The sequence below is a fragment of the Lactobacillus sp. Sy-1 genome (assembly GCF_019303535.1).
In the GTDB taxonomy this organism is placed as follows: domain Bacteria; phylum Bacillota; class Bacilli; order Lactobacillales; family Lactobacillaceae; genus Nicoliella.
In genome coordinates this window covers 79,562-100,249 of sequence record NZ_JACCIU010000001.1, presented here as the reverse complement: position 1 = coordinate 100,249, position 20,688 = coordinate 79,562, and the positions used below count along the sequence as shown (strand labels likewise).

The 20,688-nt window shown below is 38.3% G+C and carries 15 protein-coding genes; 13 read left to right on the top strand and 2 right to left on the bottom strand.

Annotation, left to right across the window (positions count from 1 at the left end):
• Positions 1-110 precede the first annotated feature (110 nt).
• The gene (locus HZL42_RS00425) at positions 111-2,054 is read left to right on the top strand and encodes an ATP-binding cassette domain-containing protein (RefSeq protein ID WP_219053766.1); all 1,944 of its coding nucleotides are present in this window, start codon (positions 111-113) and stop codon (positions 2,052-2,054) included.
• A gap of 44 nt (positions 2,055-2,098) precedes the next feature.
• Here the strand turns inward: HZL42_RS00425 and HZL42_RS00420 are convergent, their stop codons facing one another.
• Together HZL42_RS00420 and HZL42_RS00415 are read right to left on the bottom strand one after the other, a co-directional pair.
• Positions 2,099-2,992, bottom strand: coding sequence for a LysR family transcriptional regulator (locus HZL42_RS00420; protein ID WP_219053765.1), 894 nt, complete (start codon positions 2,990-2,992; stop codon positions 2,099-2,101).
• Between the two features lie 13 nt (positions 2,993-3,005).
• Positions 3,006-3,614, bottom strand: a complete 609-nt coding sequence (locus HZL42_RS00415; RefSeq protein WP_219053764.1) for an SGNH/GDSL hydrolase family protein — start codon at positions 3,612-3,614, stop codon at positions 3,006-3,008.
• Between the two features lie 266 nt (positions 3,615-3,880).
• Between HZL42_RS00415 and HZL42_RS00410 the strand changes: the two genes are divergently transcribed.
• The 12 genes from HZL42_RS00410 (at position 3,881) to HZL42_RS00355 (ending at position 20,682) form a co-directional block, all read left to right on the top strand.
• The gene (locus tag HZL42_RS00410; RefSeq protein ID WP_219053763.1) at positions 3,881-4,711 is read left to right on the top strand and encodes a phosphopentomutase; all 831 of its coding nucleotides are present in this window, start codon (positions 3,881-3,883) and stop codon (positions 4,709-4,711) included.
• Positions 4,712-4,816: 105 nt separating this feature from the next.
• Positions 4,817-6,070: a NupC/NupG family nucleoside CNT transporter gene (locus tag HZL42_RS00405; RefSeq protein WP_219053762.1), complete on the top strand. Its 1,254-nt coding sequence runs from the start codon at positions 4,817-4,819 to the stop codon at positions 6,068-6,070.
• 143 nt (positions 6,071-6,213) lie between these two features.
• Positions 6,214-6,894, top strand: a complete 681-nt coding sequence (locus HZL42_RS00400) for a helix-turn-helix domain-containing protein (protein ID WP_219053761.1) — start codon at positions 6,214-6,216, stop codon at positions 6,892-6,894.
• 131 nt (positions 6,895-7,025) lie between these two features.
• Positions 7,026-9,053 (top strand): hypothetical protein, encoded by a 2,028-nt coding sequence (locus HZL42_RS00395; protein ID WP_219053760.1) that lies wholly within the window; start codon positions 7,026-7,028, stop codon positions 9,051-9,053.
• A gap of 142 nt (positions 9,054-9,195) precedes the next feature.
• Positions 9,196-11,832, top strand: a complete 2,637-nt coding sequence (locus tag HZL42_RS00390) for a glycoside hydrolase family 70 protein (RefSeq protein ID WP_219053759.1) — start codon at positions 9,196-9,198, stop codon at positions 11,830-11,832.
• A gap of 12 nt (positions 11,833-11,844) precedes the next feature.
• Positions 11,845-15,840, top strand: a complete 3,996-nt coding sequence (locus HZL42_RS00385; protein WP_219053758.1) for a glycoside hydrolase family 70 protein — start codon at positions 11,845-11,847, stop codon at positions 15,838-15,840.
• Positions 15,841-16,194: 354 nt separating this feature from the next.
• Complete coding sequence (gene rsmG, locus HZL42_RS00380) at positions 16,195-16,923, top strand: 16S rRNA (guanine(527)-N(7))-methyltransferase RsmG (protein WP_219053757.1); 729 nt, start codon at positions 16,195-16,197, stop codon at positions 16,921-16,923.
• 14 nt (positions 16,924-16,937) lie between these two features.
• Positions 16,938-17,717 (top strand): ParA family protein, encoded by a 780-nt coding sequence (locus tag HZL42_RS00375; RefSeq protein ID WP_219053756.1) that lies wholly within the window; start codon positions 16,938-16,940, stop codon positions 17,715-17,717.
• Positions 17,707-18,585, top strand: a complete 879-nt coding sequence (locus HZL42_RS00370) for a ParB/RepB/Spo0J family partition protein (protein ID WP_219053755.1) — start codon at positions 17,707-17,709, stop codon at positions 18,583-18,585. The genes HZL42_RS00375 and HZL42_RS00370 overlap by 11 nt, the downstream gene beginning before the upstream one ends.
• 15 nt (positions 18,586-18,600) lie before the next feature.
• Positions 18,601-18,789: a DUF951 domain-containing protein gene (locus tag HZL42_RS00365; protein WP_219053754.1), complete on the top strand. Its 189-nt coding sequence runs from the start codon at positions 18,601-18,603 to the stop codon at positions 18,787-18,789.
• 24 nt (positions 18,790-18,813) lie between these two features.
• Positions 18,814-19,914 carry a redox-regulated ATPase YchF gene (gene ychF, locus HZL42_RS00360; protein ID WP_219053753.1) on the top strand — a complete coding sequence of 367 codons (1,101 nt, stop codon included), beginning with the start codon at positions 18,814-18,816 and terminating at the stop codon, positions 19,912-19,914.
• A 15-nt stretch (positions 19,915-19,929) separates the two neighbouring features.
• The gene (locus tag HZL42_RS00355; protein WP_219053752.1) at positions 19,930-20,682 is read left to right on the top strand and encodes a DUF1129 family protein; all 753 of its coding nucleotides are present in this window, start codon (positions 19,930-19,932) and stop codon (positions 20,680-20,682) included.
• Positions 20,683-20,688 lie beyond the last annotated feature (6 nt).

Below are 20,688 nucleotides of genomic sequence, written 5' to 3'. Positions count from 1 at the left end.
CCTTTTTTTAGGTTAAATCACTTTCAACGTTTATTATATTCTGATATACTATTGGAAACAAAGTTAACAAAGATATTAAAAAATCACTCAATTTGGAGAGGAGAACGAAAATGGCGTTACTTGAATTAAAAGATATTCGAAAGTCATACTACCTCGGTAAGGAAGAATTCAAAGTCCTAAAGGGGATTAGCCTAGAGTTTAACCATGGTGAATTTGTTTCACTGCTTGGAGAATCTGGTGGTGGAAAATCTACATTGATGAACATCATTGGTGGATTAGACAGTAATTACCAGGGGGACGTGCTATTAAATGGTAGTTCCTTAAAGCATGATACTGATAAGCAATTAGATGAATACCGGCGGAAAACGATTGGTTTTATCTTCCAAAACTTCAATTTGATTGGTCACATGACCATCTTGGATAACGTGCGGGTGGCACTTGAAATGAGTGACCTATCACGTTCTGAACAAAATAAGCGTTCAGAAGACCTATTGAAACGGGTTGGGCTTGGTGAACACATTCACAAGCATCCAAATCAATTATCCGGTGGTCAAAAGCAACGGGTTGCGATTGCCCGGGCCTTGGCGTCTGATCCAGATATCATCATTGCCGATGAACCAACTGGGGCTTTAGATGCCCAAAACACTGACGAAATTTTGAAGTTATTGGATGAGATTGCTTCAGAAGGTAAATTAGTGCTTACCGTTACCCACTCCGATAAGGTTGCTGCTTACGGGACCCGGGTGGTTCACATGGCCAGTGGTCAAATCGATAGTGATAAGAAATTACGGGATGCTTACAAGACTGAACCATCCAGTGGGATGAAGTTGCACCCATTAAGCATTGTTGATACGTTCAAGATGGCATTCCAACAAATGACTTATAATCTTAAGCGGAACCTCTTAATCATCTTCGGGGGTGCTATTGGGATTTTCAGTGTGATTTTTATGTTAGGACTTGGTAACGGAATCAAGGGCTACATTAATCACCAAATCTATGATCAAATTAACCCAAACTCAGTTCAGGTTACTAAGGGGAAGGGCGATAGTAGTACTGATGCATCCGCAATTCTTAAGTCCAATGTTACTAATAGTGATATTAATAAGATTAGGGATGTTAAGAACGTTAAGTCAGTTGAAAAGGGTTCAATGGCCCTTAGTCCACAGTTAACTTACAATGGTAAAGCAACTCAAGGACAAATTCTACAGACTTATAACTCTACAATGTTAGAAAAGAGTATTAAGCAGGGTGATAAGCCAAGTAAGTTGAACACCATCTTATTACCAAAGAGTGTTGCTCAAAAGATTAAGAGTGATTACAAATCATTAGTTGGTAAGCAGATTGACCTTTCATTTGCGACTACTGGTAAGAACGGTCAACCAACTCAAATGAGTCGGAAGGTTACCGTTAGTGGGATCTCTGACAGTGCTTCACCAGTTATTGCCGTTAGTTACAATACATTAAAGAGCATTTACAGTTCTAATAACCAAACTCTAAAGACTAATTTTGTGACTGCTAACATTAAGGGTGGGGTAGCTGAAGTTAACCCAACTCAAGATAGTATTAAGGCGTTAAAGGATTCAAATGGTAAGAAGGACTTCCAAATCACTGGTGCTGGTTCAATTGTTTCAACATTGAACACATACATCAGCTTAGCGGTTAACGTTCTTGCTGCCATTGCCGGAATCTCACTATTGGTTTCTGCAATCATGATTATCGTGGTTCTTTACATTAGTGTTGCTGAACGGACTAAGGAAATCGGAATTCTCCGGGCCCTTGGGGTTACAAAGGGGAACGTTAGAGGACTATTCTTTAGTGAATCATTGCTACTTGGATTATTCTCATCAGTTTCCGCTACAATCGTTGCCTACTTGATTGAATGGGGAATTAATTCAGCCGCTAGTGGCGCCATTAATTATTCAATTATTCAAATTACACCAGGAAACGCAATCTTCGGAATTGTTGTTGCGATTGTAATTAATCTTCTTGCGGCACTTCTTCCATCAGGACGGGCTGCTAAGCTTGATCCAATTGAAAGTTTAAGTGCTGAATAGTTAAATTAAGCGATAAAAAAAGGCTGCTCACTGAGTAGTCTTTTTTAGTCTAAAATTCCGGTTGGATAACGAGCTTGGATAAATTCCTTAATATGGTCAAGCATCCTTCTGGTTGCCGGGGTTTTAATCTGAACCGAATTAATTACCAGATAGATAGTGCGGTAGTATTTTTGATCAAATGGATAAATTCTAACACCGGTTGGGATGTTAGTTAAGGCGAGCTTAGGGAGGATTCCCATTCCGAGCTTACTTCGCACCATCGCAAGCATTGATTGATCATCAATACTAAATTGAAGGGCTGCATTGGTAACGTTATAGCGGTCTAACACTTTTTTTGTGTCACCATAGTAGTCACTCCGTTGTAGAATAAAGCTTTGATGTTTAACATCTTCGGTCGTAATGGTCTCACCGTTTAATGGCACAAAGTCACTCGGTGTGATGCAATAAATCTGGTCCTTTACTAGTGGCACCCTTATCAATTTCTCAATAATCGGATCACAAGTAAATCCGATGTCAATCGTGCCTAACTTTGCATTGTTACCGATATCATCATATGAGTCTTGATCAACGGTGATTAAGATATCTGGGTACTGCTCACGGAACGTACTAATAATTTGTGGAAGCCAGTTAATACAAACGCTGCTGAACGCCCCCATTCTAACCGAACCAGCGTTTAAACCAGTAATGTTAGCTGCTTCTTGTTCAAGGCGTTGTTGAGTATTGATAATGTCTTGGATGATTGGAAGAACGTCATTCCCATCAGTGGTTAATTTCACTCCGGAACGATTTCTAATGAATACTGAGAATCCGAGAAACTTTTCGAGTTGATTGATTGCATGGCTAATTGCTGAGGGGGTAACGTCTAATAGCTTAGCAGCCTTATAAAAACTTTTTTCTTGAACCACCGCGCTAAAGGCACGGTATGCAAAGGAAATCATGTCTAAATTCCTCCTAAATTAAGTGGTGATTATTAATGAATCTAGCAATGTAGTCAGCCATGATTCCATAAGTATTAGCATTGGGGTGAAGGTGAGCATCATGGAGTCGTTCTTGGTAGTTATCGTCGGTTAACAATTGCGGCGCTACTTTGCGCCAATCAAGGCAGCTAACTTGATGATTGGCATACGTTTTAGCAATTCCATCTTGCAGTTCCTGAAAGGAATACCCCCCAGCACGAACGATTTGAGCGGAGTTTTGATTGAAGTCCCAACGGTTCATGGGCACAATTCCGAGTAATTGGGCGTGTGGATTTTTAGTTTTAATTGCCTCAATATCGGTGCCTAATTCTTTTTCAACGGCAGCTAATGAGGATTCCATATGGGCGTAGTCATTGGTTCCGTAAAAAATAATCACCAGGTCGTACTTAGTGAAATCGACGCTTTCAACCCGTGGGGTTAAATCACCAAATTGGTGCCGGGTAATCATGGCATTGTTAACGCCGTAATTATCAACCTCACATTTTAGCAATTTGCTAAGTTCTTGTGGATATGTACCGTTAGTGAGGTCTCGATCACCATCGTATCCGTTGGTAATTGAATCGCCTAGTGCAAGTATTTTCAAAATAAATCCCCCTTAAAAATTAATGATTATCTATATTATATAGTAAGAATCTGCAAAATAACATTAAAATTGGTGCTATAATGAGGGTCCTTGGCAGGGGCTACCTATTCGGTCAGCACGAATAATATCACTCCATTTCTTAATAACATTCGGAAATAGAGTGTTTTTTTGGTTTGTTATTGTGAATTCTATTTACTAACAATTGATACACTGATATAATCGTTATAAAGATTTTAAAGATTCTTAAAATTTAAGGAGCTAATTAAATGAACTTTCGGCGAATTATCATTATTGATATGGCTTCACTTGGAATGGGTGAGGCAAGTGACGCGAATCGTTATGACTCTATTGGGGCCGATACAATTGGTCACTTGGATGAGGAATTCGCAGACAAATTAAGGTTACCGACGTTAGAATCATTGGGATTTGGTAATATTCGATGGGACCATGAATTAAAAACGATTCCCATGGTTGACCACCCCAAGGGATTCTTCGGTAAAATGCATGCTCAGGTTGAGGCTAGCCATGCTTCTTCAACGTTACGTGAGATGTTTGACTATTCAGAGCCATTACGGATTGTTAGTATTTTTAATAGTATCGCTAGGCAGGGGTTTTCAAACGTCTTGATTTCAAGGTTTGTTAATTACTTAGAAAATCAAGATGTTTGTAAGCAAGTTCAATGTGCCAGTGATGATGTTTCATTTATTGAAGTCCTTCATCATTTGAAGAAAACTGAGGAGGGCATCATATACAATCAGGTTCCTGGACTAGCAACTTCAGCACGGCAAGGAGATGCTAATGATTACGTCAGTAGATTAATGATCATTGATAAGCAAATTCAACTATTGATGGATACGATGCTTGATACTGATTTATTAATGATTACGTCCAGTTTTGCTAAGGATTTAAAAATTAATAAGCCCACCACCCGAGAGTACCTTCCCATTATCCTATATGCCAACCAATTTGAAGAGGGCCACTCACTAGGAATTAGACGAACTTTGGGAGACGTTGCGACGACCGTAATGGAAAACTTTACTGGTCCTATGAGTAAGGATGAATTTAAACACAGTTTATTACACGAATTAGCTAAGTAATAACTCAACTTGAGAGGAGTGATGTGTGACAAACTGGTGATTTAGTTGCTTTGTTACCTGTTTAGATTTAGTTCTTTATTTATTTACAGAAGGGATTCGTTTTTAATGTATCTATTAATTAACATCCTTGGGATTGTAGTATTCCTTGCGATTGCGGTACTTTTCTCAAAGAACCGTAAAAAGATTAACTGGCGTTCAGTTATCACTGTTTTAATTTTAAACTTAGTGATTGCCTTCCTATTAACTGAATTTTCTTGGGGCCGTGAAGCCGTTAAGGCTGCGGCTGATGGTTTTAGTGGCTTAGTTGAAGTTGCTAATGCCGGAATTGGATTTGCATTACCTAGTTGGCTTGCTTTGAAGACACCTGACTTTGTTACTAGTGCATTACTTCCAATCCTCTTGATCGTTCCAGTGTTTGATATTTTAACTTACATTGGGGTTCTGCCATTCTTGATCAAGTGGATTGGCCGGGGGCTTTCATTCGTTACTGGTCAACCAAAGTTCGAATCATTTTTCTCAGTTGAAATGATGTTCCTTGGTAACACTGAAGCTTTGGCTGTTTCTCAAATTCAGTTAAAGCAAATGAAGGCAAATCGTGATTTAACAATTGCGATGATGTCCATGTCATGTGTTACTGCTTCAATCTTAGGAGCGTATGTTCAATTAGTACCAGGTCAATTTGTTTTGACTGCCGTTCCATTGAACATCTTGAATGCGGTAATTATCACTAGTATCTTAAATCCAGTTGAAGTGAAACCAGAAGAAGATACAATTGCTAAGCTTGGCTCAAGCTCTGATGTTGCTGATGCAACTGCTGAAGCTGCTGATGGTGACTCTGATAAGGGTCGGGAACCTTTCTTCTCATTCTTAGGAGATTCCATCCTCGGAGCTGGAAAATTAATTTTAATTATTACTGCAAACGTGATTGCGTTCGTTGCTTTAGCTGCATTAATTGATAAGCTATTAGGGTTCGTGAACCCATGGCTATCACTTGAACACGTATTGGGGATTATCATGTTCCCATTTGCATGGTTAATGGGACTTGATGTTCACCATGCATTCGAATTTGCTCAATTTATGGGTAAGAAGTTAGTTACAAATGAATTCGTAATTATGCAACAAATCACTAAGACGATTAATAACCATAGCGTCTTTCCACCTCACTACCAAGCTCAATTAGTTGTATTTATTACTTCATTTGCGAACTTGAGTACTGTTGGGATGATCATTGGTGCATTTAAGGGGATTGTTGATAAGGAACACAACGACTTAATCAGTAAAAACGTTGTTTACTTGCTCCTATCTGGAATCTTAGTTTCATTAATGTCAGCAGGAATTGTTGGATTATTCGTTTGGTAAGGTCACACTAAACACCGAAAGGAAGTCATTACTGACTTCCTTTTTTTATACATAGAATGCTGTTATATCAACGATGTAACATGATGATTGCGTTACATTTATAAGCTAATTTGCTATCGTGATGTTTGAAAGGAGTGCTTAATTTGGAATTTGCAACGGTATTAAAAAACAAACGCAAATCAGCTGGGTTAACTCAGCAACAATTAGCCGACCAACTCCACGTGACGAGGCAGACGTTATCACGATGGGAAAATAACTTAAGTTATCCGAACCTGGATACTTTGGTCGACCTGGGAACAATTTTAAATGTGACGTTAGATGAACTATTAAAGGGGAAAAATAACGAGATGGTCAATCAAATTAGTAATGATGTCAGAGCAAAGCAAAGATATAAATGGTACACGGTAATCTTAGCAAGTGGATTGGGAATGCTTAGTATTTTATTGCTGTGGCTGGGGGTTTTAGGTTATGGACGGGCAACTCAAAATGAGTATATTGATGCGGTCAACCCATTTTTAAAAACGCAGGTTGGTTATGCGACCCTTCCCCTAAGAAGTCCAGAAAGCATGAGCAAGGTGAGTGCCTATGTATCTGATGATCAATTTGGCGATGGAAGCTGGCTTAAATTTTATACGGGTGAGTATAGTAAAACGCAAAGATGGGCAGTTGTTAAGCATAAGGGGTCGTACGTTTCATCAATTCGTCTAATTCCAAAAGATCAGATTCCAACTTCAATGCGAGAACAAATTGGTTCGACATACGTGGCTAGAATGAAGGATGAACCAGCAATTTCCAAGCGGGTAGCTTGGTGGCCATTTGATTAATAAAATGAATTGAGGAATTAAAGCCGTTGGTAGTCACTAACGGTTTTTTTATTATTTAATAATTGCTAAAGGATATCTAATATTTTATAATAAAATTAATGTTTTATTGCTTATGCAAAAGGAGCTTACATATGAATAAAAAGAATATTTACAAGGTCATTGCAGTGGCAGTGGTTGCTACTGGTACATTTGGATTATCCAGTACCAGTGTATTCGCTAAGACTAACCACACTAAGCTGGTTAAAAAGGTTAAACTATCCCATGAACAATTAGTTCGTGGTAAAAACGGGGCAATTTACTCTAATTACAAGTTGAATAAGGTGGTAAGTAACCTTAAAAAACATAAATCAGTTATTTTTAAAACTAAGCAAAAGTATATTATTAAAGATCAAAAGGGAAAGAAACACACTTATAGCTTAATTAAGCATAAAAAGCTTAAGGGAGTGGCTTTAAGCAATAAGCTTAAGCTAGTTAAGGTTAAAAAGACAGTTAAGCATTCTAAGAAACTAGTTGCTGATAGTGTTGCTAGCAACAATGTTACCAATAGCAATAACCATAGTTCAAACGCTAGTTCGAGCTCAGCCCAAATGCCAAATAATACCACTAGTAGTGCTGCTTCAAGTACCGCTACTACCACAAATAATCATGAAACTGTGACTACGATTGTTACCCCTGGGACTAGTTTGAGTTCACAAAGTACCACTTCGACATACTTATCTAATGGGGCTTCTTTAAGTAGTAGCACTAGTTCTTCTGCAAATAGTGCCAGCTCATCAGCGAAATCATCCAGCGCAACTTCAAGTGCAAGCAGCAACAAGAGCAATAGTGCTAGCTCATCAGCCAAATCATCGAGCGCAACTTCAAGTGTAAGTAGCAACAAGAGCAGTAGTGCTAGCTCATCAGCCAAATCATCAAGTGCAACTTCAAGCGCAAGCAGCAACAAGAGCAATAGTGCTAGCTCATCAGCCAAATCATCAAGTGCAACTTCAAGTGCAAGCAGCAACAATAGCAATAGTGCTAGCTCATCAGCCAAATCATCAAGTGCAACTTCAAGCGCAAGCAGCAACAATAGCAATAGTGCTAGCTCATCAGCCAAATCATCGAGCGCTACTTCAAGTGCAGGTAGTAACAATAGCAGTAGTGCCAGCTCAGCAGCTTCTAATAATGCAAGTAATGGTGAATTAGCTAACTACTTTACAAGTAGTGAAATTAGTCAAATTAATGAATATAAGAGTGAAGCAGCTGCAATTGGAAATGGAAATTCTGATTCTGACGTATATGATACGAAGCCAAATGTTAATGGCACGTTTAATATTGGTAAACTTAGTCAAAATTATATTGATAATAGTGTGAAGTGGGTTAACTTTTTCCGTAGTATGCTTCACCTAAAACCATTAACAAATTCTTCAGACTGGAATACTGAGGCTCAATATGGTGCGGCCGCACTTGATGCTTTAAATACTAACTTAAAAACAGATGGAATCATTATTCATGAATTACCAGTTAATTATAAACCGTCATATGTAAGTGATCAGGACTGGCAACGGGCTAATAATGCTACAAAGACTAGTAACCTTGGTTATAGTGTAACTTTCCCACCTAGCAATTCAACTCCATACAAGACTGTTACTGGTTTTCTTAATGACGGTGATAATTTGAATGCTTCAGAAGGTCCCGGACATCGTGAGTGGTTAATTGGAAACGTTGATAAAATTGGAATTGGTTATTCAAGAGTTTATAGTGATTATAAACTTTTCAATAATAATAGCTATGATGATAGCATCGTAAATCAAAATCCAGTTAATTTCCCAGGAGATGGATTATTCCCAATTGATTTAGTTAAAAATACTTCATGGTCTGTTTCAGTACCTACTAATTTTAATAACACTACTGTTAAGCCAGCCGTCACTGTCTATGATAATACTGATAAAAAAGCGGTTTCTGTTTCTGATGTTAACATTAATGGTAGATATAATTATTCCGCTACTGGGTTTGTATATGGATCGGGTTATTTCGGTTCTAACGTTTGGTTCACCCCAGATGCTAGCGCAATCAAGGTTAACCACAGTTACACGATTACCGTTAATAACCTTCCCGGGTACAGTCAACCATACACGTACACCACTAAGTTATTTGATTTAGGAATTAACGATAATTAAATTAGTTTTTCAAGAGTCGGCATCCAAGTTCGCTTGAGATGGACGGCTTTTTTTGTGCAAAGTTTGCACGTATAAACATATTGAGATATTATTAATAAAAGTTTAAGGTTTGTGTAGCTTATTAATGTTAGGATGTCTGTTTATGTTAAAAAAATTCCATTTATCGTTATTTATGTTTTTAACCCTTTTTACCGTTATTTTTATTTCTCAGGCATCCTCAACAGCGAATGCAGATGAAGTTACACTAACTTCAATTAGTGATTATAATCGTGCTTATGACCATACCACGAGTTCATTTGATGATACAGCAGATGGATTCTTAACTCCCGATTCATGGTACCGCCCTAAAAGAATATTACGTGGCGGGACCACCTGGGTTAAATCTACCCCAATGGATAAGCGTCCATTATTGATGGCTTGGTGGCCTGATAAAACTACGAAGGTTAATTACTTAAATTTTATGAATGGACGGGGATTTGGAACTACGCCTTCCTGGCATACTACGACTGAATCTAATCATCAACTAGCAGTTGCTAATCGAGCGGTTCAAGTTGATATTGAAAAGAAAATTAGTAAAACCGGAAGTGTTCAATGGCTGAAACGGTTAATGACTAAGTTTGTTAACTCTCAATCCCAATGGAATATCAAGAGTGAGGGCTACGACATTAACGACGGTTTTCAGGGTGGTGCATTACTGTATGGAAATAATAAGAATACGCCATGGGCTAATTCTAAATACCGGATCATCAATCGGTTTCCAAATCAGCAAACTGGTAAATATAAATACTATGATGATGGTGAATCAGATGGAAATGAATTTTTACTAGCGAATGATGTTGATAATTCCAATCCGGTTGTTCAATCTGAAGATTTGAACTGGGTTTATTATTTAACCCATTTTGGCGACATCACTAAGCATGATTCTAATGCTAACTTTGATGGAATTCGGTTTGATGCAGTTGATAACGTGGATGCTGATCTATTAAACATCATGTCCGACTACTTTAAGCAGGAATATCAAGTTAATAAAAACGATCAAAATGCCATTAATCATCTTTCAATCTTAGAGGATTGGGCCGGAAAAGACCCTAATTACGTTAAGGACCACGGAAATAACCAATTAACGATGGATAGTGATCAGCATTTTGCAATGATTAACTCGCTGGCATTGCCGTTAAAGCAAAGAATGAGTATGCAGCATTTAAATGATTATACAATTATTCCTAATCGTAGTAATGACACAACACAAAACAGTGATATTCCGAACTACTCATTTATGCGGGCTCATGATAGTGGAGTGCAAGAAATTCTATTTCAAATCATTAAGGATAAGTACGACCATAATTTTGTTGGGGGGAAGGTAAATCCCGATTACTTAAGTAAGGCATTGAAGGTCTACGATGCAGACGAGCAACTAACCAATAAAAAGTATACCTATTACAATATTCCATCTAGCTATGCGTTTATGTTAACCAATAAGGATACGGTGCCAAGGATTTATTATGGCGATATGTATAAGGATGATGGCCAATTTATGGCGGAACAATCCCCTTACTATGAATCGATTGACGCAATGCTCGAAGCCCGGGTTAAGTATGTTGCTGGTGGGCAACAAATGAAGGTTCAATATGGATTGCTGACTTCAGTAAGATTTGGAAGTGGCGCGAATACGATTGATGATAAGGGAAATAAGTTGACTAGAACTTCTGGAATTGGGGTTATAATTGGGAATCAGCCTAAATTAAAACTATCATCAAAGGATAAAATTACGCTGAACATGGGTGCAGCACATAAAAATCAATTCTATCGGCCGGTAGTTGTACCCACTATTGATGGAGTGAAGGCCTACCTTTCTGATGCTGATGCTAATTCTGATTCAAAACCCATTAAAACTAATTCTAGCGGCCAATTAATATTAGGTAATAGTCAAATTAAGGGATACAGTAACCCTCAGTTATCTGGTTATTTATCTGTATGGGTTCCAGTTGGAGCTAATAATAAGCAGGATGTCAGGACTAAGGCCAGCACTAAGCAACATAATGATAAAACCACCTTTCGTTCAAATGCAGCTTTAGATTCACAGGTAATTTTTGAAGCGTTTTCGAATTTCCAGCCAGTGCCAACTAAGAGCAGTGATTACGAAAACGTAGTTTTACCTAAAAAAGTTAACGATTTTAAGCGGTGGGGAATTACCTACATGCAATTACCACCTCAATACCGATCGGTTAGTGGTAATTCGTTTGTTGATGCAACGGTTCAAAATGGGTATGCATTCAATGATCGTTATGACCTAGGATATGGCAGCCCAACTAAATATGGAACCGCTAGCGATTTGGCAAATACGATTGAAACATTTCATAATGCTGGAATTAAGTCACTTGCTGACTTTGTTCCGAACCAACTTTATGATTTACCTGGAAAACAGGTTGTTTCTGCGACCCGAGTGGACGTTAGCGGAAAGACGGTTAAGGGGACTAAGTTAGTGAACAGACTTTACTTGGCTAATTCCCGTAGTTCTAAAAATACTTATCAATATAAGTATGGGGGAGCTTTTTTAAAGCTTCTGCATCATGAACATCCGAACCTGTTTAGCGTTAAACAAGTTTCAAATGGGAAACGACTAGTTTATGATTCACCACTTCGAATTTGGTCAGCTAAGTATCTAAACGGTAGTAACATTCAGGGACGGGGCATTAATTATGTTCTAAGAGATTCAAGAACCCACAAATATTATCTTATAAATAATAATCATTTCTATTTGCCAGTTGGAATTAAATAAGGAGATTAAAAAATGTTTAGGCAACAATCACCAAAAAAGCACTATAAAATGTATAAATCAGGTAAAAATTGGGTAACGGCGATGCTCTTAACAGCGACAATCGGAGCATTTTATATTGATCAGGCTAACTCAAGTTCAGCTAGTGCTGATGATCAATTAACGGTCAGTGCAACTAGTAGTTCTAGTTCTCAGGTTAGTTCAACAGCTAATGAAAGTAGTAGTTCAGCTAGCCAAAGTTCTGTATCACAGAGTGTTGCCAGTTCGACGGCAAGCTCAACTACTAGTGAAGCTACAGATATGAGTTTAAACTCAAGTAGTAACAGTAGCTCAGCTACTACAAATGGGAGTTCGTCATCTATAAACGTTATTTCCAGTTCAACCGCTAGTGCAAGTTCTTCCTCATCCTCCTCTTCAGCTGCTGTTGCAGCTACTAGTGCAACTCAAGATACTACAACCACTAGTCAACCAATTAGGAGTATCAGTAGTTCTGACGACGCCACGATTAAAAAATTAATTAAAAAGTATGGCGTTGAAAATATTCAGAAGAAAAATGGTAAGTATTACTATGTTGATACTTTTGGGGATCCTCATTTAGGGGTGACTGTCCAATTAGGTAACCAGGTTCTTTATTTTAATGGTAAAACAGGTGCATTAACTTCTAAAAAGGATCTACCAGTTGCTAAAAATGAAACCATTAAAGCTGATGAATTTACTAGTAACAACGCATTCTATAGTGTTGATAGTGCCAGTGTTACAACTGTTGGTGGCTATTTAGTTCCAGATACATGGTATCGTCCTAAGAAAATACTATCTAATGGTAGTAGCTGGACTGCAACTAGTGCATCTGATATGCGACCATTATTAATGTCATGGTGGCCAAATGAGAATGTTGAGGCTAATTACCTAAACTTTATGAACTCAAATGGTTTGGGAGCAACACCTTCTTGGCATTCTGTTGATGATGGATCTGAAAGTTTGAACCAATCAGCTCGACAGGTTCAGGCTGCAATTGAAAAGAAGATTGCAGCTGATAATGGTGATACAACGTGGCTTCATACCCTGATTGATCAATTTATTAAAACCCAATCAGAATGGAATGTCGGTAGTGAAGAGCGTGGTTCAGACGGATTACAAGGTGGTCAATTCCTGTATGTTAACAATTCGCTAACTAGTGATGCTGATTCTAAATATCGACTTTTGAACCGAGGGCTATCTAATCAGGATGGTAAAAACCTAAAGGGGACGATTGCTTCTGGTGGTGATTTTGAATTTCTATTAGGAAATGATATTGACAATTCTAATCCAACAGTTCAAGCGGAAGACTTAAATTGGCTCTACTACGTTATGAATTTAGGAACCATTTTGAAGAATAACCCTAATGGCAATTTTGATGGAGTTAGAGTTGATGCTATTGATGACGTGGACTCTGATTTAATTCAAATTATCGGAAAGTATTTTAATGATGCTTATCAAACTTCTAAGTCTGATCAAAATTCCAATAATCATTTAAGTATTTTGGAAGACTGGGATAATTGGATTGATCCATTTTACATGCGTAAAAATGGAAATCCTCAAATCACAATGAATCCCCAGTTGAAGAATGCCTTGCAAGAAGTTCTTTCTCCTGCTGATCCGACCCAAAGAACCAACCTCGATTTTCTGATTAACGATGGTTTAGCAGATCGTTCTGCGGATTGGAACGAAGTTGATGATGTAATCCCTAGTTATAGTTTCTTTAGGGCGCACGATAATTCTGTTCAAGGGATTGTTGGCCAAATTATCCAAGATAAATTCGATAGTACCGTAAATCCTGATAATCCATCATCTACAATGGATATTTTCCAAAAAGCGCTAAATATATATGCTAATGATGAATGGAAAACAAATAAGAAGTATACCCTTTACAATACGCCAGCTGCTTATGCACTATTACTAACTGATAAAGCATTGGTACCGCGGGTTTACTATGGTGATATGTACATGGAAAATAAACAATTCATGGAAGAAAAATCACCATACTATGATTCAATTGATGCTTTACTGAAGGCGCGGGTTAAGTACGTAGCTGGTGGTCAAACTTCTAACGTCCAAACGATGGTTGGAGCACCATCAATGGCTAAGGCCAAAGATAAGTACACTGGAGTTTTAACATCAGTTCGTTATGGAAAAAATATTTGGGGCCCTAAGAACGTTAACCCATATAATAAGAGTGGAATTGCAATTGTCGAATCTAATAATCCTGAATTAAAACTTTCTAGCACTGATAAAGTAGTTATTAACATGGGAGCTAGTCATAAAAATCAAGCATTTAGACCATTATTAAATACAACTAAAACTGGTCTGGATGTATTTAACAGTGATTCCGATGTTGATAAATCACAGATTAAATATACTAATTCCAAGGGACAATTAATTTTAACCCGTGCTGATATTAAGGGTTATTCTAATCCGCAGGTATCTGGGTATTTATCAGCTTGGGTACCAATGGGGGCTGCTGATAATCAAGACTCTAGAACTACCGCATCCACCAAGAAGACGCAGAGTAAGAATGTAAAAATTAAGAGTAATTATGTATCTAATGCAGCTTTAGACTCTAACGTTATCTTTGAAGGCTTTTCCAACTTCCAATCATTCCCAACTACTGATGACCAACGTGAAAACGTGGTGATTGCTAAGAATGCTAACTTGTTTAAACAATGGGGAATTACTAGTTTTGAATTTCCACCTCAATATAATTCAACGGTTGGAAACTCATTCTTGGATGAAACCTTTCAGAATGGTTACGCTTTTAGTGATCGCTATAACCTAGGAATTAGTGGCCCTAATAAGTACGGAACGGCTGATGAATTGGTACAAGCAATTCAAGCTCTTCATGAGAATGGAATTCAAGCAATGGCTGATTTTGTTCCAGATCAAGTTTATGACATGCCAAATCAACAGTTAGTAACTGTTAAGCGCGTTAATAATTTTGGTCAAGAACTAACTGGAACTAAGATTACCAATCAACTATATTATTCCAATACAGTTGGAAGTGGAACCGATTATCAGTCTAAATATGGTGGTGCATTCTTGGAAGAACTTCAGAAAATGTATCCTAATTTATTTACCACCACTCAAATTTCAACTGGCGTTCCAATTGACCCTAGTGAAAAGATCACTACTTGGAGTGCTAAGTACATGAATGGGACTAATATTCAAGGGGTTGGAACTGATTATATTTTAAACAATGGGGTTACTGGTCAATATTTGAACGTCAATAATCCAAGCACACTACCATTGCAAATGCTTGGTCAATCAGTAACAACTGGATTTGTAAAAAATGGAAATAATGTTAATTATTACACTTACAGCGGATATAAGGCAACGAATACGTTTATTGTTGATGGTAATAATACCTACTATTTTGACATTAGCGGTAACATGGTATTTGGACTCCAAAAAATCAACGGTTCGAAATTCTTCTTCCTACCTGATGGAACGATGCTAACTAACTCTGTTTACCGGGATTCCAAGGGCCACCAATATTACTTTGGTGCCAATGGCGGAATGTACAATTCTGGATTCTTGACCAATCCAGAGACTGGAAACCCAAGATACTTCAATTCAAATGGGGTAATGGCTAAGGGCCGGACGCTAGTCAATGGCAAGTATCAATACTTTGACCTAGAGAATGGTGATCAAGTTGCTGGTGATTGGGGTGGTAAATACTACTACGATGCAAGCACTGGGAATGAAGCTCAAAACCAATTCGAAAACATTCATAATAAATGGTATTACTTTAATAACAATGGAAAGCGGGTTAAGGGAACCAAGACCATTAATGGAGTTGAGTACCACTTTAACCGGAGAGGTGTTCAGACCCGGGGCGCAATCGTCACTAATCGTAAAGGAATTAAAAAATACTACGGTATTGGAGACGGTTCTTTAATTAAGAATAATACAGTCATCTATAAGGGAGTTAAGTACACTGCTAACTCAAAGGGTGTTTTAACTGCTGCCAAGAGCTAAAAAGTTAATGATTTTATTAAAATGCTGACATTGTCAGCATTTTTTTGATTTAATTTTAAAAAAGTTATTTCTTTCTTCATATTTTGTGTTACAATTACACACGTGTCGTGAGTCGAAGATGCCTTTTGATGGATTAGGCGGTCGATGTCATGAATTTGCTTTGTGCAGTGGCTTGCTTAAACTGCATATACATATTAACGATTGCAAAGCTTTTAACCTTTTCAGGTTAAGGCTTATTTTTTTGCTTAAAGATACCGTTCAACTTATCCAGCAGCTATTATTTATGATAAAATAATAATTGACTATCTATATATAATTGGTGATAGAAAATAGAATAATTAATGGAGTAATTAGATGAATCCAGAAGAATTTAAATTACAGTTAGCAACCATGGGAATTGCCCTTAGCGAAAAACAAATGAAGCAGTTTGATACATACTACCGGATGTTGGTAGCAACTAATGAACACGTCAACCTAACAACAATTGTTGATCGCGGGGACGTTTATTTAAAGCACTTTTATGATTCGATTACTCCTGTATTTTATTTTAAGGCTCTCCAAACCGAAGCACTCACTCTATGTGATGTTGGGGCTGGGGCTGGATTTCCGTCACTACCAATTAAAATTCTATTTCCCCAATTAAAGATCACGATCGTAGATTCATTAAATAAACGGATTAAGTTTTTAAACGATTTAATTAACGAACTAGGCTTAACTAACGTAACTGCTGTTCATGCACGAGCTGAAGAATTTGGTGGTAAAAAAGCTGCTACTCGAGAATCATTTGACGTTGTAACCGCGCGAGCAGTAGCTAGAATGAGTGTTTTGGCTGAGCTCTGCCTTCCATTAGTTCGAGTGGGTGGTAATCTAGTTGCACTCAAGGCTGCAAAGGCTAGTAGTGAACTTAACGTTGGTGAAAAGGCTATCCAGACCCTTGGTGGTAAGTTGGTTCAAGACAATGAATTTGAGTTACCAGTTTCGCATGATGAAAGAAATATTATTGTGATTGAAAAAGTTAAAAAAACGCCCAAGCAGTATCCACGTAAAGCGGGAACACCAAATAAGAAACCAATTGGAGAATAAAGGGAGGACTTCAAATGGCATATGTAATTGCATTAGCTAACCAGAAGGGTGGCGTTGGTAAAACAACGACCGCTGTTAATCTGAGTGCTGATTTAGCAGTGCTTGGCAAACGGGTTTTATTGATTGATGCTGATGCGCAAGGAAATGCAACCAGTGGCATTAACATCGAAAAAAGACAGATTAAGCAAAACCAACTTCCCACAATGTATGATGTCTTAGTTGAAGATACACCAATTAAGGATGCAATTATTCATACTGACTATCCAGGTTTAGATGCGGTTCCAGCAACAATTGACCTATCCGGAGCTGACATTAAATTAGTTTCTAAGATGGCTCGTGAAACAATTTTGAGAACTACAATCGCTGAAGTGGATGATGATTATGACTATATTTTAATTGATTGTCCCCCTTCCCTTGGGTTGATTACGGTTAATGCATTCACGGCCAGTAACTCAATCTTGATTCCAGTACAAAGTGAATACTATGCTCTGGAGGGGTTGAGTCAATTGTTGAACACCTTTAACCTCGTAAAGAAATACTTTAATCCATCATTGGGAATTGAAGGGATTTTACTGACGATGTTTGACTCACGAACTAACCTTGGTCGGCAGGTCAACGAACAGGTTCGTGATTACTTTAAAGACAAGGTTTATGATACCGTAATTCCCAGAAATGTGCGGCTATCAGAAGCACCTAGTTATGGAAAACCAATTAACGATTATGACCCTAAATCAAAGGGTGCAATTGTATACATGAAACTTACAAAGGAAGTGTTGGCTGCTCATGGCAAATAAAAAAGGTTTAGGCCGTGGGATTGAGGCTTTGTTCTCAGATAATAATGTTCAATCCGAAGAAACGGTCAATGATATTAAACTGACCGAGTTGGTTCCGAACCCTTACCAACCCAGGACTAGGTTTGACAAAGAGGCCCTTGAAGACCTAGCTAGTTCCATTAAAAAGTCAGGGGTTTTTCAGCCAATTATTGTTAGAAAGGCAAAGAATGGTCAATACGAAATTCTAGCCGGGGAACGTCGGTTTAGAGCTTCCGAAATTGCTAATAAGAGTAGCATTCCAGCAATTATTCGTAATGTTACGGATGAAGAAATGATGGAAATTGCAATTCTTGAAAATTTACAACGGGAAGACCTTACAGCAATTGAAGAGGCTGATGCCTACAATACATTGATGGTTAATTTAAATCTTACACAGGCACAAGTTGCTAGTCGAATGGGGAAAAGTCGTTCATACGTTGCTAACTACTTACGGCTTTTGGGACTTCCCAATGAAGTAAAAACAATGGTGCAAAAAAAGCAGCTATCGATGGGGCAAGCTCGTGCTTTGCTTTCAGTTAGTGATAAGACGGAATTGCGTAAGCTAGCGAAGCGGGTTTATGATCAGACAATGACCGTTCGTCAAATTAATAAAGAAATTGAAGAAATGGGCAACAATAAACGTGCTAAAAAAACAAAAAAGAGCGGCAAGGAAGCTCATAAATCACCATTTTTACGTGCAACTGAGGATCAGCTTCAAGACCGTTTTGGAACTGCAGTGTCAATTAATGGGAACCACTCAAAGCGCGGAAATGGCAAAATTGAGATTGACTACATGTCAAACGATGATTTAAACCGAATTTTAAAGCTATTGGATATTAATGTTGATTAGATTGGAGTTTTTTCAATGTATGAATTACATGATATTGTTGAAATGAAGAAGCCCCATCCATGTGGGACTAACCGCTGGGAAATTATCCGGATGGGTGCAGATATTAAAATTAAGTGTACTAACTGTGGTCATATCGTAATGCTACCAAGACGTCAATTTGACCATAAACTAAAAAAGGTGCTGGAAAAGCACGAAGCAGAATAATATAGAAAGCGAGCGAAATTTTTTATGTCATTAACAGCAGGAATTATTGGGCTTCCGAACGTTGGGAAGTCAACCCTATTTAACGCAATTACAAATGCCGGAGCAGAAATGGCGAACTATCCATTTGCTACGATTGATCCAAACGTTGGGATGGTTGAAGTCCCTGATAAACGGTTAGATCGGATTCAAGAATTGATTCCAGCTAAGAAGATTGTTCCAACTACCTTTGAATTTACGGATATTGCCGGAATTGTTAAGGGTGCTAGTAAGGGTGAAGGACTTGGAAACAAGTTTTTGGAAAACATTCGTCAAGTGGACGCCATTGTTCACGTGGTGCGGGCTTTTGATGATGACAATATTACCCACGTTACCGGTAAGGTGGATCCAATTGCTGATATTCAGACCATTAACCTTGAATTAGGAATTGCTGATTTAGACGCTGTTAATAAGCGGTTAGGGAAGGTTGAACGGGCAGCAAAGGGGAAGGACGATGATGCGCTAGCTGAAAAGGCAGTCCTCGAAAAAATCAAGCCGGTACTAGAAAACGGGGGTTCGGTCCGTTCGATTGACTTTAATGAAGATGAACAAAAAATTGTTAAGGGTGAATTCTTGCTTACTTCTAAGCCGGTATTATATGTTGCCAACGTTAGTGAGGATGACATGGCTGATCCAGAAAGCTCAGAATACTTCAAGCAGGTTCAAGAATATGCAGCAAAGGACGGCGCTCAAGCGATTGGAATTGCTGCTGAAACCGAAGAAGAAATTGCTGAGTTGGATGATGACGATAAGCAAACCTTCTTGGAAGCCGAAGGGGTTGAGGAACCCGGTTTAAATAAATTAATTCGGGCTTCATACAAGCTCTTAGGACTCGAAACGTTCTTTACTGCTGGTGGTAAGGAAACTAAGGCTTGGACGTACCTAAAGGGAACTAAGGCTCCTCAAGCAGCTGGAATTATTCATTCTGACTTTGAACGTGGATTTATCCGCGCAGAAGTAATGTCATTTGACGACCTTGATCAATTAGGCAGTGAAAGCGCCGTTAAGGAAGCTGGAAAATTACGGGTTGAAGGAAAAGAATACGTAATGCAAGATGGTGACATTGTTAACTTTAGATTTAACGTTTAATAACGGAGGAATTGAATGAGTAACGAAAACCGAAAACGAAATGCAGCTGCGGCTGCCCAACAAAAGAAGGCAACCGTCAATGTTGAAGAACGAAACGCCTTCGATAATATGGGCCTAACAAAGCGAAATGCGGATTATATGTTCCGTTTTAAGCAACAGTTAGACCAGTTAAATATGCCCGCTGAAAAAAAGCGTGAGACCGTTGATACAATGGTTAGCGAACTTGTAAAAGAGCAAAAAAGTGGGGCGACTGCGCGGAATTTATACGGAACCGTTGAACAACGGATTGAATTTATCAAGAATCCACCACGTGAAAAAGAAGCGTTATTTACTAATTACTGGCCGAATGCCGGTTATAATTTCTTCATTTTCTTAGCCCTATTTTCAATTATGTACGGGGTAACCCTGCTATTCTCTAAGAATAGCTTTTCAGCTGAACAAGCTAAATCATATGGGGTTGCAGTTATTGTGATTACATCGATTATCACTGGGGCGTTGATGCCAATCTTTACTAGACTGTTTGATCCAGCGGTTAAGCATACTAGTAAGTGGTATTCACGATTGGGTTTAATGGTGATCCTGGCAATCGTCTGGATTTCAGTCTTCTTTGGTTTATTTATTATTATTCCAAACGCCATTAACCCGGTATTACCTGGAATTGTTTACGTCGTGGTTGCTGTACTATCATTTGGGGCATCACTATTCATGCGAAGTAAATTCAAAATTACAACTGGATTGTTCGTTTCTAGAAGACAAATGCAAAAATAGCACTCA